Genomic DNA, 20,991 nt, shown 5'->3' with positions numbered 1-20,991 from the left:
AGAATCTTCAAAATCTGTCAACATATGACCATTGAACAAGCTCAGAAAACAGTAGATGAATGGATTAAAACTGTAGGCGTAAGGTATTTCAATGAACTTACCAATATGGCTATGCTTACCGAAGAAGTAGGAGAAGTGGCAAGAATTATTGCCCGCAGGTATGGCGAACAATCAGAAAAAGAATCTGATAAAGCCAAAGACCTGGGTGATGAAATGGCTGACGTATTGTTTGTCTTGATTTGCCTGGCTAATCAGACAGGTATAAATCTGACAGAAGCTTTGCAGAAAAATCTTGATAAGAAAACCAGACGTGATGCTACACGTCATCAGGAAAATGAAAAACTGAAATAAGTCTGTTTTCTCTAAAACATCGAAAATCTATGAAAATTGTAATTCTTGACGGCTATACACTTCATTCCAATGACCTTTCCTATGAGATTTTCAATCAATTCGGGGAAGTAGTTTATTATGACCGCACTCCGGTTGAAAACATTGTGGAACGTTGTAAAGAGGCAAGCATTGTAATTACAAATAAAGTCCCTTTTTCCGGGGAGACCCTTCGTCAATTACCTGATCTGAAATTAATTGCGGTAGCGGCTACAGGTTATAATGTAATAGATATGCAGGCCGCCAGACAACAGGTAACTGTTTGCAATGTTCCGGCTTATGGAACAGATTCTGTTGCGCAGCACAGTATAGCTTTACTACTTGAATTATCCAATCATGTTGGTAAAAATGCCGTAAGTGTAGCGAAGGGAGAATGGGTAACAGCAAGTGACTGGTCGTATTCCTTATCTCCGATTATTGAACTGGCAGGAAAAACTATGGGTATTGTCGGTTTAGGCAAAATCGGAGAAAAAACGGCTCAAATTGCCAATGCTTTCGGCATGAAGGTTATTTTCCATAACAGAACACCCAAACAAAGCCCCTATGCCGATTATACCAGTCTTGAGGCTGTTTTCAGTCAAAGCGATTTTATTTCCCTCAATTGCCCTTTAACTCCCGAAAACAACCAATTTGTAAATCTGAGTTTACTTTCCTCTATGAAGGCAGGAGCTTTTCTGATTAATGCTTCCAGAGGTCAGCTTATTAATGAAGCAGATCTGGTCAAAGCACTTAATGAAGGCATTATAGCCGGAGCTGCACTGGATGTACTTTCAACAGAGCCTCCTCAGGCCTCAAATCCATTACTTTCTGCTAAAAACTGCCTGATAACACCTCATAATGCCTGGATAAGTTTTGAGGCAAGGCAAAGAATTGTATATACTCTTGTTGAAAATATAAGAGCCTTTCAGGAAGAAAGGCCCATTAACATAGTTTAGACAGGGAAGGTAAGTAATTGTCCGGATGTACCATAAACTCAGGAAAGAGTAATATGGCATTTCATAATGTTATCTTTTAATCTGCTTTCGCTCTACTTCAGCCCCCATCTTTTTCCCGGTAGTCGGGTCAAGCGTAATTTTTGCAGAAACAGAAAGCTGATCAACTACAGGATTCAGTTTTTTAAGGGAAGGATGAGATACATCAAATTCTAATTCTCCGCTTATTTGTTTGTACTCCTCTTCTGTCAATCCTCCGTTATTTCCGCTGAAATCATTAAAGCGTACATGTAGATTCTGATTGGCCAGTTTGCCTCCCTCCCAGCTCACTACACTACCTCCTAAATCCCAGCCTAAACCAGTTATGGTAAAAGCTTTTTGATTTAATGCCACCACTTCAGAAAGTTTCATTCCCAGATGAATCCCTGATTTAGAAACCCATTCTTTACTAAAACTCTCTTTTTCATCCCGGCCATATTTCACCATCACCATTGCGTCAGCGATCTGCCTGAATTTTTCGTTAATTTTCCAATAAATCAAAACCTCTTTCTCTGTATCAGGAAATAACTTGGTTACCTCAAAAACGCCTTCTCCTGATTCAATTTTCGATTCTTTCTTGATATTCTCCTTACCGTATTTTTTTTCAAGTCCTTCCAGATTTATACAAGTAAGTACATCCTCCAAATACAGCGATTTCTCAATCTTTTTCTGAGAAACCACATTTCCAGTTCCGGAAGAATCTTTGCCCGTCTGAATAGAATCCTTCTTCGCTTCCTGCCTTGAATCAGATGAATTACAGGCAGTTAATCCAAAAATGACAAATGTGATAATACAAAGAAATGAACCTTTCATAATTCAGGACTGGTTAAGATTTTTCAAAACTAACAAAAAAGGCTTTCAGGAGCAAACCTGAAAGCTTTTTAAATGAATGAGAAAAGTCATAGTATTTCATGAATTTTCAACAAAAGCATTTTCATCAGTCTCCTTTCTAAGAAAAAAACAGCTTAAATTACTTCATACAATCCTGAGAAATGCTCTGTTTTTCCCGATTGCAACCGCGGGGATCAGCCTTTGCACCGAAAATAGTGTCGCTTCCGGTGCATTTGTTTAACTTTATCTCTGAAATCAAAAGATTTAAATGACTAATTGTATAAAATGACTCAGCAGAATAAACATACCAATCCTGAGAAGAAAAGTTTACACCCCAGAAACAAGCACAACGGCAGATATAATTTTCCTCAACTGATTGCCACACTTCCTGAATTAAAACCTTTTGTGGCTTTGAACAAATTTCAGGAAGAATCCATTGATTTTGCCAATCCAAAAGCAGTTAAAGTCCTCAATAAAGCCATTCTGAAACATTTTTACGGAATAGAGCACTGGGATATTCCTGCCGGTTATCTTTGCCCTCCTATTCCCGGAAGAGCTGATTATATTCACTATATAGCTGATGTTTTAAGTGATTCGAATAAAGGAGTCATTCCGAAAAATGAATCTGTAAGGATACTGGACATCGGAACCGGGGCTAATTGCATTTATCCCCTGCTGGGAAATAAGGAATACGGATGGCGTTTTGCAGGTTCTGATATTGACCGGATTTCTCTGAATGCAGCACAGGAAACCTTAAATGCTAACAGCCTTCCGGAATCTTTCATTGAACTAAGGCATCAGCCTTCTCCCGATCATATTTTCAGAGGAGTTATAAAGCCCGGAGAAACTTTCGACTTTACAATTTGTAACCCTCCTTTTCATACCTCCGCACAAGAGGCAAATGCCGGGAGTATCAGAAAAGTTAAAAACCTCAGCGGGCAAAAAACATCAAATCCTGTACTGAATTTCGGGGGACAAAACGGTGAGCTGTGGTGTGAAGGAGGCGAAGTAAAATTTGTCAGATCAATGATCGGAGAAAGCGCTGAATTGCCCTTAAATTGTCTCTGGTATTCATCCCTGATTTCAAAAAAGGACAACCTCCCCGGTATTTATAAAGCGCTGAACAAAGTGAAGGCACAGGAAGTTAAAACCATTGAAATGGCACAAGGTCAGAAAATCAGCCGGATAGTTGCCTGGACATTTATGGATAAGACGCAACAAAGAATCTGGGCAGAAAGCCGGTGGGGGAAATAGCTTGTAATCAAAAAGGCCTTCGGAGTTTTCCAAAGGCCTTTCTGATGATTTGAACAGCAAAATCTATGCATGAATCGCACGATTCTCAGTTGCGGCCAGACAAGCTTCTTTCATCGCTTCTGTATAAGTAGGGTGCGCATGTGACATGCGGGCAACATCCTCTGCACTTGCACGGTATTCCATCGCAACAACGGCCTCAGCAATCATATCCGCAGCTCTCGCTCCGATAATATGAACTCCGAGGATTTCGTCAGTAGCTTTATCCGCAAGCACTTTCACCAAACCATCTGTATCCATTGAGGCTGTTGCACGGCCTAATGCTTTGAATGGGAAAGAACCTGATTTATAGGCACGGCCTGAAGTTTTCAATTCTTCTTCTGTATAACCCACTGATGCCACTTCCGGCCAGGTATAAACTACACCCGGAATCAGTAAATAATTTACATGAGGTTTTTGGCCTGCAATAGTTTCAGCCACAAAAACACCTTCTTCCTCAGCTTTATGAGCAAGCATTGCACCACGGATAACATCTCCGATTGCATAAATACCTTCTACCTTCGTTTGTAAAGTATGCTCATCTACTTCGACTCTGCCTCTCTGGTCAGCGGCAAGTCCGGCTGCCTCAAGGTTTAAACCGTCAGTATAAGGTCTGCGGCCGATACATACCAATACATAATCACCGGTGATTGTCACATCCTCATCCTTAGCATTTTTCGCCGTTACGGTTACATCATCTCCGTTATTTACAACGGAAGTTACCTTATGACTGAAATAATACTCTGCACCAAGTTTCTTGATAGATTTCTGTAATTCCTTACCCATCGTTTTGTCCATCGTAGGAATCATCGAATCAGCAAATTCAACAAAACTTACTTTAGCTCCTAAACGGGCATATACAGAACCTAATTCTGCTCCGATTACTCCGGCGCCGATTACTACAAGGTGTTTAGGAATTTCGGTCAGATTCAAGGCTTCGGTAGAAGTAATTACTCTTTTCTTATCTACAGGCATTGAAGGCAAAACTGTTGGTTTTGAACCTGTAGCAATAATGATATTTTTAGAAGTGATTTCTTCAGATGAACCATCTGTTTTTGCCACTTTTACAGTATTCTTATTCACAAATGAACCAAAACCATTGTAAACAGTGATTTTGTTCTTTTTCATCAAAAATGAAATTCCATTGTTCATCTTCTCAACGACTCCGCGTTTGCGGGTAATCATTTGTTCAAGATTTACTTTCAGATCTGAAATTTCAATACCATGCTCTTTGAAAGAATGAGCAGCATTATAAAAATGCTCTGATGAATCCAGCAAAGCTTTTGATGGAATACAGCCTACATTAAGACAGGTACCTCCCAAAACTGAGTATTTCTCAACAATGGCAGTTTTCATGCCTAATTGTGCTGCACGTATGGCTGCTACATAACCACCAGGACCAGAGCCGATAACTATTACGTCGTATTGCATATGTTAGTTTTCTGATTTTGGGCGGGAAACTGCCCAATTTAAAGCAGGAAGAATTACAAAATATTTGTGTTTCTAACTTTTTAGAATATGGTATAAATATTAATCCTGAGTCATTGTAAAATCAGAGAAATATATAGATAAACTGATTTTACATGATAAATGTGAATACAGGAAAGAGTCAGTATTCACAAAAAAAATAGTAGGGACACAAAGATTGCATCCCTACCTGAATTATGTCCTAAACATCTAATAACAAACGAGCCGGATCTTCCAATAGTTGTTTTACACGAACCAGGAAGCTTACCGATTCACGTCCGTCGATGATACGGTGATCGTAAGAAAGGGCAAGGTACATCATCGGACGAATCACGATTTCTCCGTTCACTACCACAGGACGCTCAACGATATTGTGCATACCTAAAATAGCTACTTGTGGCGCATTGATAATCGGAGTTGACATCATTGAACCGAATACCCCGCCATTAGTGATGGTAAAGGTTCCTCCGGTCATTTCTTCGAGGGTCAATTTGTTATCTCTTGCACGGCCAGCCAGACGAACAACTTCTGACTCAATACCTGCTAAAGACAAGGCTTCTGCGTTACGAATTACCGGAACAACTAATCCTTTCGGAGCTGAAACGGCAATTGAAATATCACAGAAATCATGGAAAACAATCTCATCTCCGTCAATTTTACCATTTACTGAAGGGAATTCTTTTAAAGCAACACAAACAGCTTTGGTAAAGAAAGACATGAAACCTAAACCAACACCATGTTTCTCTTTGAATTTATCCTTATATTTTCCACGTAAATCCATAACCGGCTTCATGTCAACCTCATTAAAGGTAGTCAACATTGCTGTTTCATTTTTTACAGCTACCAGTCTGCGGGCAACAGTTTTACGAAGAGAAGTCATTTTTTCTCTGCGGGTAGTTCTGTTTCCTTCTCCGGCCTGTACCACCGCAGGAGCAGCTACTTTTGCAGGAGCAGGTGTTGCAACAGGTACGGCAGGTTTCTGAGCACTCTGAGCATCTTCTTTTGTAATTCTTCCACCAACACCCGAACCGGAAACCGTTGCAGGATCGATTCCTTTTTCTGCCAATGCTTTTGCAGCAGCAGGAGAAGCATGACCGGCAGCATAGCCATTGTCAGCAACCGGGGCAGATACCACGGCAGCAGGTGCCGCTGCAGGAGCTGATGTTGCAGGGGCAGCAGAACCGGCTCCGACAGAAATCGTGGCAATTAATCCTCCGATTGGTAAAGTAGTTCCTGATTCAGCAATGATGTGCAGTACACCAGCTGCTTCGGCAGGTAATTCGAATGTAGCTTTGTCTGATTCTAATTCACACAAAACTTCATCCATATTTACAGTATCTCCTTCTTTTTTATTCCATGAAGAAACTGTTACTTCTGTAATAGATTCTCCGACTACCGGAACTTTGATTTCAATAACTTTAGCTTCAGTTGAAACCTGAGCAGGGGCCTGAACTGCCACAGGAGCAGCAGCTTCCGTTGCCGGCACGGCAGCAGGTGCTGATGGGCCTGCACTCGCTCCAACTGTTTCAATGATACAAATTACAGCTCCGATAGGAAGGGTTTCACCTTCTTTTGCAACAATCTTCAAAATACCTTCTGCCTCTGCCGGTAATTCGAAAGTAGCTTTGTCTGATTCCAGTTCACACAAAACTTCATCCATTTTTACTGAATCACCATCTTTTTTGTTCCAGGAAGCAATTGTTACCTCCGTTATTGACTCGCCTACCGGCGGAACTTTCATTTCGATTGCCATAATTCGATTTCGGATTTCGGGATTTGAATTCCTTAGCCTGATCAGACTGCGAAATTCAAATCCCTGACTTTATCTTAATTTTAATTATTTCTGTGTGAATATTGAGATGGTTATTTGAACGAATTATAATTGTTAAAATTCGTAATCAAAATTCCAAAATTAACTAAAAGCTCTCTCTACTAAAGCAGCCTGCTCTTCATTATGAATTTTCAGGAATCCTGTTGCAGGTGATGCACTTTTCTTACGGGCAATCAATGCTTCAAACGGTTTCCATCCAAATTCACGGATCACAAATGACCAGTAACCCATATTTTCAGGTTCTTCCTGAACCCAGTAAACTTTCGCTTTAGGATATTTAGCTAATTCAGCTTCAACCTTTGTTGTCGGGAATGGATGAATTTGTTCGATGCGGACAATCGCCACATCTTTACGCTGATCCTTTTCCTGTTTATCCAGCAAATCATAATAAACTTTTCCGCTGCAAAGCAATACTTTCTTCACCTTCTTCGCATCAGCATAGGTATCTGCGTAAACTTCCTGGAAAGATCCATTGGTAAACTCAGAAATAGGCGACATTACTTTCGGATGACGGAAAATAGATTTCGGCGACATTACAATCAAAGGCTTACGGAAATCCCATGACAACTGACGACGCAATGCATGGAAAATGTTTGCCGGAGTAGTTAAATTCGCCACAATCATATTGTATTCTGCAGCAAGCTGAAGGTATCGCTCAGGACGTGCATTTGAGTGTTCAGGTCCTTGTCCTTCATAACCATGAGGCAATAACATGGTCAAACCATTCATTGTTCCCCATTTCGATTCATGAGAAGAAATAAACTGGTCAATCATTGTTTGAGCGCCATTGGCAAAATCACCGAATTGTGCTTCCCAAACCACCAGAGCATCCGGGTTGGCCAGAGCATAACCGAATTCGAAACCTAAAACCCCGTATTCAGAAAGCAATGAGTTGAAAATCTGGAATTGCTCCTGACCTTCCTGAATATAGTTTAATGAATTATAATTGGCGTTATTTTCTGCATCATGTAAAACCGCATGACGGTGAGAGAAAGTACCTCTCTGAACATCCTGTCCGGATACACGAACTGACTTGCCTTCAGCCAGCAAAGAGCCATATGCAAGCAATTCAGCTGTTGCCCAGTTAAGTGAACCACTCTCGAAATACGCTTTTCTATCTGAAATTACTTTTTCAATTTGCTTTAAGGCATGAAAACCTTCCGGCAATTTTGTCATCGCTGCGGCAACTTTGTCAATCTCCTCCTGAGTAATACTTGTATTAGGAGAATTTTCAAAATCTTCAGGCTCTGCATAACGCAGTTCAGCCCAGCGATTATCTAATTTTAAAGGTTTGTATTCAGGACGAACTTTTTGTTTTACCAGATCAAGACGAGCCTGAAGTTCTGATTTGAACTCAGCATCCATCTGACTTGCCAGTTTGGCATCAATCGCTCCATGTGAAATCAGCTTTTGAGTATAAATCTCACGGGGATTCAGGTGATTGGTAATATTAGAATACAAGGTTGGTTGTGTAAAACGAGGCTCATCAGACTCATTATGACCGTTTCTACGGTAACAAACCATATCAATAAATACATCACGATTGAATTGCTGACGGAATTCCGCAGCCATTCTTGACACGAAAACTACAGCTTCCGGATCATCTCCGTTCACATGGAATACAGGAGCATCAATGATTTTAGCTACATCCGTACAATAAATTGCAGAACGGGCATCTTCAAAATCAGTCGTGAAACCCACCTGGTTATTGATAACAAAGTGGATGGTACCACCTGTTTCATAACCACGCAATTTCGCCATCTGTGTTACCTCATATACAATCCCCTGGCCTGCTACCGCAGCGTCACCATGAATCAGAATCGGTAAGATTTTATCATAATCACCTTCATAATGTGCATCCGCTCTGGCACGGCAGAATCCTTCTACCAATGGATTTACAGCCTCAAGATGTGAAGGGTTTGGCGCTAGTTTCAGAGAAATCTCTTTGCCGGAAGGAGTGATATGTTTTGAAGAATAACCTAAATGGTATTTTACGTCGCCGTCGCCATGAATCTGATCAGGAAGATTTCCTTCAAATCCATCAAAAATAGCTTCGTAAGATTTGTGCATAATATTGGCAAGCACATTCAGACGGCCACGGTGAGCCATCCCGATCATTGCTTCCTGCACACCTAATTCAGCAGAAGTATTAATAATGGCATCAAGGGCAGCAATTGTGCTCTCACCACCTTCTAATCCAAAACGTTTCTGTCCTAAATATTTTGTACCTAAGAAATTTTCGAAAACAACTGCCTCATTTAGTTTTTGAAGAATCTGTTTCTTCTCATCTAAAGATGGGTTAAATGCAATTGCCTCTTTTTCAATCTTATTTCTCAACCAGTCTTTTACATCAGATTCACGGATATATGAATATTCAAAACCGATAGAACCTGCGTAAATTTTATAAAGTGTTTCAAGAATATTGCGGAGCGTAGCTGCACCGATTCCCAGGAAGTTTCCCGCCTGAAAAACAGTGTCCAGATCAGCATCAGAAAGAGCATAATCTTTTAAATCTAGTCTCGGGCGACGATCTTTGCGTTCACGAACCGGATTAGTCTTTGCTAAAAGATGTCCTCTTGAACGAAATGCTTTAATCAGACTGATTACTGCCATCTCCTTCTGCACCATAACTCCATCAGGAGCAGCTGTTACCGTTGCAGTACCTGCTTTTCCATTTGAAGAACCATTATTATTCCAGGAAGAATAAAAATCAAAACCTTTGAAGAAATCTTGCCAACTTTGGTCAACCGAAGCAGGGTTTTGCAGGTATGACTCGTAAAGGTCAGCAATTACCGCCGTGTCAGCGTTGGCGATATACGAAAATTGGTCCATATTTCGAGAAATCTAAATCTCTATTTTTATAAAAAACACTAAACTTAAAATAAGTTTGGCAAAGTTACGGGATGATGCCAAATTAAAGTACAAATTTTCAAGCCTTTTTTGCTATAAGTTTGCCAAATTACTATAGACATTTAAATATCATTTTACCAAGTTAGTTTTTCTTGATAAAATACAATGATTACTTAGATTCATACCTGATTTTACGTATTTGATAATTTATATAAATTAATCAAAAAGTTTTATCTTTCAAAGATACTCATCTGGAATTGAAACTGTCAAATATTTACCTTATTATATAGCTAATGCGTTTCAAGACAGGCTTATTCTGTTTTTTTCAGATAAACTATATAATTTCGGGCATTAATTATCCGAATACTCAGAGAAACGTTTAGAAATACTTGAACGTAGCTATTTTCCCGTTTCCTGAATCCAGCTGGTACCTGAACATCAGCTGATGAAAACCTCCCACCCCTATCTGCCCGGTCTGGCTTCCGGCAGTAACATCACTTGAGTCAAAATCATAAGAATACCCGACTCTGATATTGTCACCAAGCTGCACTTCCAATGAGGCTAAAATGGCTTTATTAGAAAATTCCGAACCGGTATTCTGGTACCAGACTCCTATGCCGAAACGCTGGTTAATCCAGGCTGTTACATTAAAGTCAAGATCTGTGGTGTTAACATTTCCCCCCGAAAGTCTTCTTGCCAGAATACCTGTTTTTAATTTTACCATATCAGACAAATCGAATAAATAACCAGCCGTAAGGAAAACAGGTTTGGTATAATTAAACTCTGTGCTTCCTGCAAGGTTCAAAAATGATAAACCTGCATACCAGTCTTTGTTACTGTAATAAGCTCCTAAACCAAGTGATGTTTTGAATTGAGAAGTACTACCCTGTGCAACTACAGGAATCTGAGTCAATCCTATTTGTGCCCCTAATGAAAGAACTCCATCATGCGGTAAATAGATTTTATAAGCATAATCTCCATAAAAACCGAGATTTCCGGAAATTCCTCCAACCGTTCCGAAAGCCTGCGAAGCATTAAAAGCCTGAAAACCTATCGCCATCTTGTCCTGGGCAATCGGCATATCAAAACTCAGATATTGCTGATTAGAACTAAATCCCAGGTTTTGAAATAAGGGCTTTCTCCGGTAAATCCCTGTAATATCAACGACTCCCCTGCTTCCCGCATATGCAGGGTTAACGCTTAAAGGCATAAAAGGATACACTATATAAAGCTGCTCCTGCTGGGCAAAGCTTTTTGTAATTATCAGGAATAACAGGATGACAGAAGAGAACAGTTTATGTAGTTTCATAGCATGGAATTTTGAAAAATGTCTGAAGTTACAATTTGTAAGATTAAAACAAAAGCCTTTAAGAACCTAACGACCATTACATAGCTCTTATGATTTTCTTCCCAAAAAAACAGACCTATCTTTCGACAGGTCTGTTCACAAAAATCGTATTTATATCATTCCCTCAGGAATTAGCATTTCTGTATTTAATTTTAAAATATAGAATAACCAGTGAAAGCAAAAGTGTTACTCCATTGGCTGCAACTACTGGAAATGATCTTGTCATAATACCATAGGCAAGCCACATGAATACTCCTAAGGTAAATAAAAGGAACATTGCTAAGGAAACATCCTTAGCGGACTTTGTCTTGTATATCTGCAAGACCTGAGGTACAAAAGCTATTGTCGTTAAAGTACCAGCGATGTAACCAATAATTTCCAACATGACTGTAGTGTTTTGAGGTTGAATCTCTACACAAAGATAACGGAAAAGTTATATCATTAATTCAATTACAGATTAATAAAATAAAAAAAGTACAATTATTTTGTCAGAATTGGTCAAAATCCTCTTTCAGAAAATTCCCGCAAACCAATATCTGCTGAATAATTCCAATTATTTATTGAATGGATTCAAAATCAAGCCCCGAAAGCAAAAATCCCCGGATCAGGTCGTGATCCGGGGATTTCTTACATTATTGAGATAAAATCTGCTATTTCAACTGAAGCACTTTAAATTCTGAACGGCGGTTTACAGCATGCTGTTCTTCCGTACATTCCACGTTATCAGCACATTCATTGAGTAACTGTGTTTCTCCATAACCACTGGCCTCCATTCTGTGAAGCGCAATTCCTCTTTTATGAAGATATCTTACTACTGATTTAGAACGATTTTCTGAAAGCTGCTGATTAAACTCAGAAGATGATCTGCTATCTGTATGAGAACGTATTTCGATTCTCATTTTGCCATAACGTTTCATCATTGTTACAATTTTCTCCAATTCTTTAGCGGCATCAGGGCGGATATTATACTTGCCATAATCGTAGTAAATATTGTCCATCTGAACCACTTCATTCTCTTCAAACATGCTCAGATTTGAGCTGATAAACTCAGGAGCATCCTTACCGACTTTCTTAATTTTGTTACTGCGTGACCCAAAGTTTTCCTTAGCAGCATCTAATTGATAGTCGCAACCCTCACAAATATCAAATTGATAACTTCCGTCTTTACCAGTAATTACTTGCTGGGTGGTTCCGTCACATTCATTTTTCAGGGTAACAACTACTCCTTCAATTGGCTTCTTATCACGATTGGCCGTCACTTTTCCTCTGATTGTTGTGACTTTACAAGGCAAAGAAACACTTTTCGCCACTTTAGTAGTATCCGTTTTCTGTCTTGAAAGAGGGATATCAAGCGTCGACTGATTGTTATCTCCTTTTGTAGAGAATCCTACCTGATTTGGCAGATAGCCATCTCTTGATGCACGGAAAGTATATTCCTTATCATCATCCAGACACAACTTGAACTGGCCGTTTGTGTCTGTTCTCTTCATTTCTATTTTACTACCAGTAGCAACCTCCACATCCGCATTATCCAATGGCATTTTTGAATCAGCATCAAATACTAATACCTGTAGTTCTCTGCATTCAGGTTTTTCATCACATTCTCTTGTAAATCTGTAAATATCATCATCTAAGCCGCCTCGCTTACGGTTAGAACTGAAAAATCCTGTTTTTCTTTCTCCATCTGCAATAAATCCGAAATCATCCTTGCTCGAGTTGATCGGTGTTCCAAGATTTTTAACTTTTCCTTTTACCTTTCCGTCTGCTAATTCCACATAGAAAACATCAAGATCTCCTAATCCCGGATGTCCATCTGATGAGAAATATAAATTCCCTTTTTCATCTGCAAAGGGAAACATTTCATTTCCGGCCGTATTAATCTCAGGTCCGAGGTTAACCGGTACACCCCACGAGCCTCCTGTATTCTGCACTACATAAATGTCCGTTCCTCCGATACCTCCTGGCATATCAGAAATAAAGTACATCAACTTATCATCTCTTGTAATACTCGGATGTCCTGTTGAATATTCATCACTGTTAAAAGGAACCTCTTTGATATTGGTCCAGGTGCCCGACTTATCCTCAGCTGTATAGATTTTCAACTTATTGATTTTATCAGAACTGGTTTTATATTTTCCGTTATTGTAATTATTTCTGGTAAAATACATTTTCGAACCATCACCTGAGAAGGTCATAGGGCCTTCATGATATTTCGTATTAATAGTTTTACTGAATATTTTTGAATCAACACTTGGTTCCTCAGAATAGTTAGCACCCTGTGTAATATATGTTCCCCCGTAATATCCAAGTGTCTTGGAATCATTCGCAGTAAGCGGGGTGTATTCATCTGATCCAAGTTGCCCTCCGCTTTTTTTAACCTTACCCGTATTGCTGTTAGAACCACCCAAACCGGATGCTGTTGTCGTAAGCTGGGTAAGATCCTGCAGATAATACATATCCAAAAACCTTGAATTATCCCAGCTGAAAACTCTCTTCAAACCAACTCCTTCAGTACGTCCTGAACAGAAAACCAGTCCGTTTTTATAATACATCGGGCTAAAATCTGCTTTGCCGGAATTTATATTCAGATAATCTACTTTATAACAGCCTGCATTTCTACTCAAAGATTCCGGATTTTGGTATAATTTCTGAAAACCGGAGCTTCTGGTATCAGCAGAAGCAATTTTTGAATATTTATCATAAATTTCCTGAGCCTCTTTGTATTTACCATTACTGGCTAGTGCCTGTGCATAATATAAATATGCTTTTGAAGCATCTCCGGAAAGATCTGCACCACTTTCAACTACTTCCCGATAAACACGTTCAGCATTCTGCGAATCTCTGATTTGCCGGTAAGCATAAGCAAGTTTAATCTTTGCTGATTGTTTTTCTGCATCTGAAAGTTTTCCTTTCAGTGCATTTTCAAACAATTCGGTAGCATTCAGGTAGCTTAAATTATTGTATTGTTTTTCGGCTTGCTGTAAAGCAGTTTGTCCGAAGGATTTAAACAATATCAAAAGCGCTAACAGGAGTGATAGTCCGGATTTCTTCAAATTAATCATGGTATTATGGTACAAAGTTTTGACTAAGCAGATTAGGCAAAGAATATTATGTTTTAAAGCTTAAAGATGCCAAACTATTATTGTTTAATAAATTCCTAGAAATATCTAGGCGTAAGAATCTTTGCTTTCTTGAAACCAAACTCATATCTAAGCATTACTTCATGGCTACCATTTTGCTTATTCTGCAATCCGTTAACCATAAAGTCGTAAGCATATCCAAAACGTATCTGATCCGAAACCTGTAATTCCAACATACCAATTACAGCATCTCCAAGTCTGTCTGTCCAACCATTACTCAATGTCTGATCTCTTTTTAATGTAGTACGATATGAGGCTCCAAGTGCCACTCTGTCCTTTATCCACAGGTTGATATTTCCATCAAAAGAAAGCGGAGAGGCTTCTGAGGCTTTAATTAATAATGAAGGTTTCAATTTCAAAGAATTGCTCAGACCTACTACAAATCCCATCATTGCAAAATAGTGTCTGGCCTGTTTTCCCTGTTGTTTTTTGGTAGTATCGACCTGGCCAAAAGTATTTTGAATCAATGCAGGGCAGGAAATCCCGATATACCCACGGTCTGTACTCAAGTATAAACCTGTACCAACATTTGGAAGGAAGCGGCTTACATTCTGACTGAAAGCAACGTCTCCGTCCTGTGTCAGTTTTGTACCAATAATATCTGCTCTTAAGTTAGTAACACCACCGGTTATACCCATGGCAAGTGTTGCTTTTTCAGAAACTTTAACTCTGTAGGCATAGGTCAGATAAACACCGGTATTGGAAATATCTCCGGCTTTATCATTATAAGCCTGTAAACCTAATCCTACTTTTTCCTTTTTCAGAGGCATATCGATAGTGAAGGATTGCGTTGTTGGCGCCCCTTCTACTCCTACCCATTGCTGACGAAATAAACCTGTCATACTTAATACGTCACGACTTCCCGCATAGGCCGGGTTAACCGCCATCATATTAAACATGTACTGGGAATACAACGCCTCCTGCTGGGCTTTAGCTCTATTGCTCAGTCCCAACACTACGGCTACTGTCAACACTGCAATGGTTTTAGCTCTCGAAAGCATAATTAGGATTTTCATATCGAGTTCTGTTTGTTATTTAAAATTTTGATGGGGTCTGAATCCGGCTCTTATCCGGGTTTGAGTTTTAACACTCAAACCCGAAGTCTAAACCATTCAACCTGTTTTATCTTAAAATTGTCATGTATCTCACATGGGTCTTACCGATAATCGCACCGGTAGCTTTATCTTTCTTAGTAATACTGTAGTAGTAAGTACCGTCAGGTAATCCTGATTTTGATAAAGTTATACCTTGGTTAGCTTCACCTTTCCATGGATTTGCATTGTCATATTCAGGTACTGCATAAACTACATTACCCCATCTGTTGTAGATAATCACTTCTACTACGTGGATGTCTTTGTTGAATCCTCCGATCAGGAATACATCGTTTACACCATCGCCGTTTGGAGAGAACCCTTCAGGTATGAATAGCTCCTCAGAAACTTTAAGCATAATCGGTGTTTTCTCGTCTTCAGTTGGCTTGCCGTCTCCATTAGGATCAGGATTATCACCATTTGTAGAAAGGTCGCTGAAATTGGTTTCATCACTTGTATTTACACCTGAGATGATCGCCTGGTTCTCAAACAACTCTTTAGTTATGTTGTAAACATTTACTACGAATCTGACTACCAATGTATCCTTAGCATTCATTACTGCATTAGTATCTGCACGTATCAGTCCCAGCTTAGTTGAACCATTAAAGTTTGAATCTGCTTTCGCTGTACCTTTAAGGATTGTCGGATGGCCCAGAAGAGTATACTTAGCGTCTATGCCATTGAACACATTTTTCAAGGTATCTCCGATCTGAACATTTTTCACTTTAGCATCACCGTAATTGATTGCGGTTAAAGTATAAGTTACATTGAACGTTCCGTTTGCTAAAGAATCAACATGTGCACTCTTCGCTAAACCTACTACTGAAGGAACTATCACATTCAGACCTGGTAAGGTAACCGGAGTAGCTTCAAAGTTGTTAGATGGATCTCCATCTCCGTCAGGATCTGATAACTTACCTTTGGTAGAAACATCATTGTACGTAACTCCGTCTGTACCTTTCGCTGTTCCGACTGCCACGTTGTTATAGACATTATCAGAAACCGTAGTATGACTTACATCAACCTTCACGACCACTTTAATATCAGCCGACTCACCTTTTTTCAGTTTACTTGAATCAGCAAGTAAGTTGGTCAATGCCCCTTGTCCGGTGTAATTAGGATTGACAAATACTGTACCATTAATAACTGATACTTCCGGTTTTCCTTTAATCACCACACCTTTATCGGTAAACACTCTGTCCAGACTATCTCTTACCTGAATGTTGCTGATGTCATTATTACCTAAGTTCTGAACATATACATGGTACGTAACTGTCCATAGGTTTTTATTAACTGAATCCTGTTTAGTCAACAATGTATCAACATCCTTAGCTAAGCCGAATCTTGTATTTGGCAAGCCGAAGGTCAAAGGAGTTTTGCCAGAGACCGCGTTAACATCCGTTCCATTGCTTGATTTAGCGGTAAGGACATTATTGGCTTTGTCTTTACCCTTGATCTCAGATTGGTTCAGGAATGTTTTCTTATTACCATTATTATTCGGTGTCAGTTTCACTACAAAAGCAAGTGAATCAACCGCACCCGGTAACATAAAGCTTGTTGTCGGATTAATCAATGCCACATCGCTCGTTCCGTTAAAGCCCGGATTCAAGACTAAGTGAGTCGCTGGATTCAGGTTTGTCGGCGCTACACTGATTGCAAACACTGCCGGTGACGGGAAGGCATTACTTAAGCTATCCGTCAATGATACATTTTTCAGTGTATCTGTGCAGAAGTTTTTAGCAATCAGTTTATAGGTTACAAAGTAGCTTCCGTCAGACTGTTTCGCAGAAGTATCGACTGACATTGCCAAACCAAGTTTACAAGCAGAAGCCGTATCTTTATCAATTACCGTAATTGTTGCTGCAGCCTTGTTATTGCTTAGAACAATATCTGTTTTACTTGATTTGGTAATTGCTACTGAATCTGTAACAGCACCTAACTGAGTAGCTTTGGCAATGAATGTTAATGCTTTAACATCTCCTTTATTAACAACCGGGATAGTTGCTTTCAACGTATCACCAGTTTTCGTAAAGTCTGTACTTGAAACAAAGACTAAACCAGATGGCAACAAGTTAGTCAGCACAACATCTTTAGCATTTCCAGCTCCATTATTTGTCAATGTCACCGTGTAAGTCAGCGAACTGTCTTTAACCACTGTCAATTTACTTGGAACAATTGCTACAGCAAGGTCGGCGAAGGTTGTATCACTTGCAGGTGCAATTGTTACAGAAGCCGTGTTGTTTGAAAGAACCGGATCAGCCGGTGATGACTTGGCAACAGTAACTGTACTTACTATGATTGTATCCTTGTTAACTTTTGCTTTATAAGTGTATTGATTTGTATTACCGTTTGCAAGGCTTCCGATACTCAATCTCAATGTGTCACCTAATTTAGCAGGAGCACTTCCTTCTGCAATAAAGTCTAAATACTTAGGCAATAAGCTATTCACAACAATGCCCGTTGCAGTTTTAGGTCCTTTATTTTTCACCGTAATAACAAATGTCAATTCATCATCCTTACCTGCGACAGTTTTGTCAACTGTGTACTCAAGTGCAATATCTGCAGAGTCAGATTCAACAGCCTGCAAGCCTTGAACATTAATTGAAGCTGCATTATTTGGCAAGGTGAAATCATTTGTCGCAGCAACAGTTACTGCATTTGTTATTGTACCTATCTTCTTAAGTTTCGCTTTGTAAGAGTATGTACCGGTAGCACCATTTACCAATGAGTCAAGTTTGATACTCAAAGTATCTCCTGTTTTGCTCAGAGCCGGTGTTGAAGTTGTCGCAACAAATTCAAGATCTGCACTTAGCAAGTTGGTAACCTTGACATTTTTCGCAGTAGACGGTCCGTTATTTACAATCGAAATCGTATAAATCACTTCTGAGTCAACACTTGCAGAATCTTTATTACTTGTTATTGTAATTGCGACATCTGCACTTCCTGTATTACCTGAGTTGATAACCTGCGATTGAGATGTATTATTTGCAAGGTTGTTATCTACATTATCAGACGAAACCGTAGCTGCTGCCTGTGTCTGACCTGTATTATTGATAACAGCTTTGTAAACATAAACCTTCACACTGTCTTTCTTCAGACTATCCAAAGCACCTGTCAAAGAATTTCCGGTTTTAACTAAACCTCCTGTAGAAGAAACATAAGTCCAGCTTCCAGGGATCTGAGAAATTACTTTAACATTTTTCGCAGTAGCAGGTCCGTTGTTTTTAACTGTAATGGTTGTTGTAACCGTATCAGCCAAAGCGTAAGATACTTTATTCGTTAGTATCGTCACCTGAAGATCTGCAATCGCTGAGCTTCCGCCGGTACTGTTGAAGGTAGCTGGCGCCTTAGTCGTGTTATTCAATGTATTCGGATCAGGTGAAGTTGTGGTAACAGATGCACCAAAGTTCGTTAATCCGGTTCCGTTTACAATTGACTTATACGTATAAGTAGAGTCTTTATCTTTCAACAAGCTATCGATACTGACAGAAAGAACATTTCCATTTTTAACCAGTCCTCCTGTACTTGACAGATAAACTACAGTGCCTGGAATCGTTGTCTGAACATTAATTCCTTTTGCTACACCTAAACCTAAGTTTTTCACATTGATTGTAGTCGTAACTGTATCGTTAACTGCATATGTCGATTTATTTGTAGTAATCGTAACAACTACATCGGCATCTTTAATGCTTTCAGAAAGTACTTCTATTTTCTGTGCACCTACCAAACAACCTGATACTTTAACAAATGCGTAGTAAGTACCTACACCCACTGCTTTCGGATTCGCAATTGTTGGAGAGGTGGCCGATGCTGATGTTTTAAACACAATCGTACTCTTATCAATCTGACCTAGAATCAAGGTTGTCAAATCTATCGTACCCGGTACTTTTACTGTTCCGTTTTTCACGGTAAACTGAGGAATAGTTACTCCTTCTAAAACAGCTTTTACTTTAATGGTATCAGATTCAATTGAACAACACTTATTCGGATCAACTAATTTATAGTAGTAACTTCCTCCGCTTGTTCCTCTTACAACAATTGATCTTGTCGAGGCTGCAAATGAAGCATCTCCAACTTTATACCATTTGTATTGATAACCCTCTTTAGCAGTAAGTACTACAGAATCGGTTCCACAAAGATTCAGTTGTCCGGTAACATCAACCAAAGGTTTAAACTTAATTCCTGTCATCGTGAACACAAGCGTATCAGAGGCTGCTTTACAAGAACCTGCGCCATCCGGATCATTTGTGGTAGCAATCAGTTTTACTGTTCCGCCAATCACATCAGCCAGAGAAGAACGATAGGTTGCCGTTGGTGACAATGGATTATCAAATGTTCCTGTTCCTGTTGAAGTCCACTTAATACTTGTTGCAGCTCCTCCAAACGTTGCATTGAGTTTAATCAGTTTCTCTGCACAGGTTGTCAGATCCGGGCCAGCATTTACTGTAGCCGGGTTCGTAATACAACTTACTGTTGTACAGTTACTATTGATATAAACATGAATTGCTGCAGGAGATGAGTAGCAACTTCCGTTAGATTTTTCAAATACATAATATGTTCCTGTTACGGCAACTGCATTTGGATTAGAAACCAGCGGAGATGTTGGTGAAATTCCGGTATGGAATTCGAATACGCCTCCTGTTGTTGAAATCAAACTTGTTACTGCCGAAGCCAGATCAACCGTTTTGAAAGGGCAAACATTAACAAGGTCGGTTGTAACAGGAGTTTTCAAGCCATCTCCTACTGTTACTGTAACCTTATTTGAGATCGGACTCTCACAGTTTTCAGTTTTACAAACTGCATAATAAGTAGTTGTAACATTTGGTGCAACTAAAATTGTTGCTCCGATATCTCCCGTATTCCATTTTGTAGTTCCCGAACATCCGGTTGCTGAAAGTGTTACCTCAGTTCCTGCGCATATAAGTGTATTACTACATTTTACCTGAGGAGCCGCCGGCAATCCAACATTAACCGTTGCCACACTTGAGTGAGCAGATTCACAGGTTCCTATTTTACAAGTAGCATAGTAATCAGTCGTTTCAGTCGGACTCACGGTGATTGTAGTTCCTTCCTGGTTGTTCGACCATTTAACTACCCCGGCACATCCGGATGCAGTTAACGTTAAACTTTCTCCTTTACAAATCGTACTTGCAAAACATGAGATAATCGGAATACCCGGAATATTTACGTTTACAGTTACTTTTGCGGATTCAGGACTGCTGCAATCTGCTATTTTACAAACAGCAGAGAATGTGCCTGTTGAACCTAGTGTCTCTGTAATTGTTGAACCTGTTTTACCATTCGACCACAATATCGTTCCATTTGTACATCCTGAAGCTGTTAATGTTACCTGACCTCCTGTACAAATTAATGTCGATGACGCCGTTACAGATGGTGTTACCGGATTACCTATTGTAATTGTTGTCACATCTGATACTACACTGCTCTCACATCCATTTACAGAACATTTAACAGTATATGAAGTAATCGCAGTTGGTTTTACTTTTATACTTGAAGCAGTTTCGCCGGTATTCCATAATAAGGTACCATTACAGTTACCAGCTGTTAAAGTTACTTCTGTACCTGCACAAACCGGACCCTGAACATTTGTCGCTATAGTTGGTTTTGTAGCATTTGGCAATACAATTACAGTAATTGCTGAACTTGACTGTGCGCTACATCCTGATGCTGCACAGGTCGCAGTATAAGTTGTTGTCGTTGTTGGACTTACTGATACTGATGAACCAGTTAAGTTTCCTGGTGACCACGTTACTGTACTTCCACA

Annotated in this window: 12 protein-coding genes; 3 read left to right on the top strand and 9 right to left on the bottom strand. The window is 39.6% G+C overall.

Going from position 1 to position 20,991, the window contains the following annotated elements; all coding sequences use genetic code 11:
• The first annotated feature begins 24 nt into the window (after positions 1-24).
• Both BM179_RS22855 and BM179_RS22850 read left to right on the top strand, forming a co-directional pair.
• Positions 25-351: a nucleotide pyrophosphohydrolase gene (locus BM179_RS22855; RefSeq protein WP_092019499.1), complete on the top strand. Its 327-nt coding sequence runs from the start codon at positions 25-27 to the stop codon at positions 349-351.
• A gap of 29 nt (positions 352-380) precedes the next feature.
• Positions 381-1,322, top strand: coding sequence for a D-2-hydroxyacid dehydrogenase (locus BM179_RS22850; protein ID WP_092019498.1), 942 nt, complete (start codon positions 381-383; stop codon positions 1,320-1,322).
• 69 nt (positions 1,323-1,391) lie between these two features.
• On the opposite strand, the gene BM179_RS22845 is transcribed toward BM179_RS22850, so the two are convergent.
• A complete protein-coding gene (locus BM179_RS22845) occupies positions 1,392-2,171 on the bottom strand; it encodes a hypothetical protein (protein ID WP_092019497.1) in 780 nt (259 codons plus the stop codon).
• Between the two features lie 303 nt (positions 2,172-2,474).
• On the opposite strand from BM179_RS22845, the gene rlmF reads away from it, so the two are divergent.
• Positions 2,475-3,443: a 23S rRNA (adenine(1618)-N(6))-methyltransferase RlmF gene (gene rlmF / locus BM179_RS22835; protein ID WP_092019495.1), complete on the top strand. Its 969-nt coding sequence runs from the start codon at positions 2,475-2,477 to the stop codon at positions 3,441-3,443.
• Positions 3,444-3,506: 63 nt separating this feature from the next.
• Here rlmF and lpdA read toward each other — a convergent pair whose 3' ends face one another.
• The 8 genes from lpdA to BM179_RS22795 all read right to left on the bottom strand — a co-directional run.
• Positions 3,507-4,910, bottom strand: coding sequence for a dihydrolipoyl dehydrogenase (gene lpdA, locus BM179_RS22830; protein WP_092019494.1), 1,404 nt, complete (start codon positions 4,908-4,910; stop codon positions 3,507-3,509).
• A gap of 238 nt (positions 4,911-5,148) precedes the next feature.
• Positions 5,149-6,699 (bottom strand): 2-oxoglutarate dehydrogenase complex dihydrolipoyllysine-residue succinyltransferase, encoded by a 1,551-nt coding sequence (gene odhB / locus BM179_RS22825; protein ID WP_092019493.1) that lies wholly within the window; start codon positions 6,697-6,699, stop codon positions 5,149-5,151.
• Positions 6,700-6,858: 159 nt separating this feature from the next.
• A complete protein-coding gene (locus BM179_RS22820; RefSeq protein WP_092019492.1) occupies positions 6,859-9,609 on the bottom strand; it encodes a 2-oxoglutarate dehydrogenase E1 component in 2,751 nt (916 codons plus the stop codon).
• A gap of 397 nt (positions 9,610-10,006) precedes the next feature.
• Positions 10,007-10,936: a PorP/SprF family type IX secretion system membrane protein gene (locus tag BM179_RS22815; protein ID WP_092019491.1), complete on the bottom strand. Its 930-nt coding sequence runs from the start codon at positions 10,934-10,936 to the stop codon at positions 10,007-10,009.
• Positions 10,937-11,099: 163 nt separating this feature from the next.
• Positions 11,100-11,360, bottom strand: a complete 261-nt coding sequence (locus tag BM179_RS22810; protein ID WP_092019490.1) for an SWEET family sugar transporter — start codon at positions 11,358-11,360, stop codon at positions 11,100-11,102.
• A 265-nt stretch (positions 11,361-11,625) separates the two neighbouring features.
• On the bottom strand, positions 11,626-14,037 hold the full coding sequence (locus tag BM179_RS22805) for an OmpA family protein (protein ID WP_092019489.1): 2,412 nt from the start codon (positions 14,035-14,037) through the stop codon (positions 11,626-11,628).
• Between the two features lie 95 nt (positions 14,038-14,132).
• A complete protein-coding gene (locus BM179_RS22800; protein WP_229633018.1) occupies positions 14,133-15,131 on the bottom strand; it encodes a PorP/SprF family type IX secretion system membrane protein in 999 nt (332 codons plus the stop codon).
• A gap of 106 nt (positions 15,132-15,237) precedes the next feature.
• On the bottom strand, positions 15,238-20,991 hold a 5,754-nt coding region (locus tag BM179_RS22795; RefSeq protein WP_143095303.1), incomplete at its 5' end, for a T9SS type B sorting domain-containing protein.

Origin of the sequence: Pseudarcicella hirudinis (assembly GCF_900115665.1) — a bacterium.
Lineage (GTDB): Bacteria > Bacteroidota > Bacteroidia > Cytophagales > Spirosomataceae > Pseudarcicella > Pseudarcicella hirudinis.
Note: the sequence above shows the minus strand (reverse complement) of the source record. Positions and strands in the feature narration are given on the sequence as shown.

Excerpts from the sequence above, each read along its gene's own strand:
- BM179_RS22855 (WP_092019499.1), top strand. The coding sequence starts at position 25 with ATGACCATTGAACAAGCTCAGAAAACAGTAGATGAATGGATTAAAACT.
- BM179_RS22850 (WP_092019498.1), top strand. The coding sequence starts at position 381 with ATGAAAATTGTAATTCTTGACGGCTATACACTTCATTCCAATGACCTT.
- BM179_RS22845 (WP_092019497.1), bottom strand. The coding sequence starts at position 2,171 with ATGAAAGGTTCATTTCTTTGTATTATCACATTTGTCATTTTTGGATTA.
- rlmF (WP_092019495.1), top strand. The coding sequence starts at position 2,475 with ATGACTCAGCAGAATAAACATACCAATCCTGAGAAGAAAAGTTTACAC.
- lpdA (WP_092019494.1), bottom strand. The coding sequence starts at position 4,910 with ATGCAATACGACGTAATAGTTATCGGCTCTGGTCCTGGTGGTTATGTA.
- odhB (WP_092019493.1), bottom strand. The coding sequence starts at position 6,699 with ATGGCAATCGAAATGAAAGTTCCGCCGGTAGGCGAGTCAATAACGGAG.
- BM179_RS22820 (WP_092019492.1), bottom strand. The coding sequence starts at position 9,609 with ATGGACCAATTTTCGTATATCGCCAACGCTGACACGGCGGTAATTGCT.
- BM179_RS22815 (WP_092019491.1), bottom strand. The coding sequence starts at position 10,936 with ATGAAACTACATAAACTGTTCTCTTCTGTCATCCTGTTATTCCTGATA.
- BM179_RS22810 (WP_092019490.1), bottom strand. The coding sequence starts at position 11,360 with ATGTTGGAAATTATTGGTTACATCGCTGGTACTTTAACGACAATAGCT.
- BM179_RS22805 (WP_092019489.1), bottom strand. The coding sequence starts at position 14,037 with ATGATTAATTTGAAGAAATCCGGACTATCACTCCTGTTAGCGCTTTTG.
- BM179_RS22800 (WP_229633018.1), bottom strand. The coding sequence starts at position 15,131 with ATGAAAATCCTAATTATGCTTTCGAGAGCTAAAACCATTGCAGTGTTG.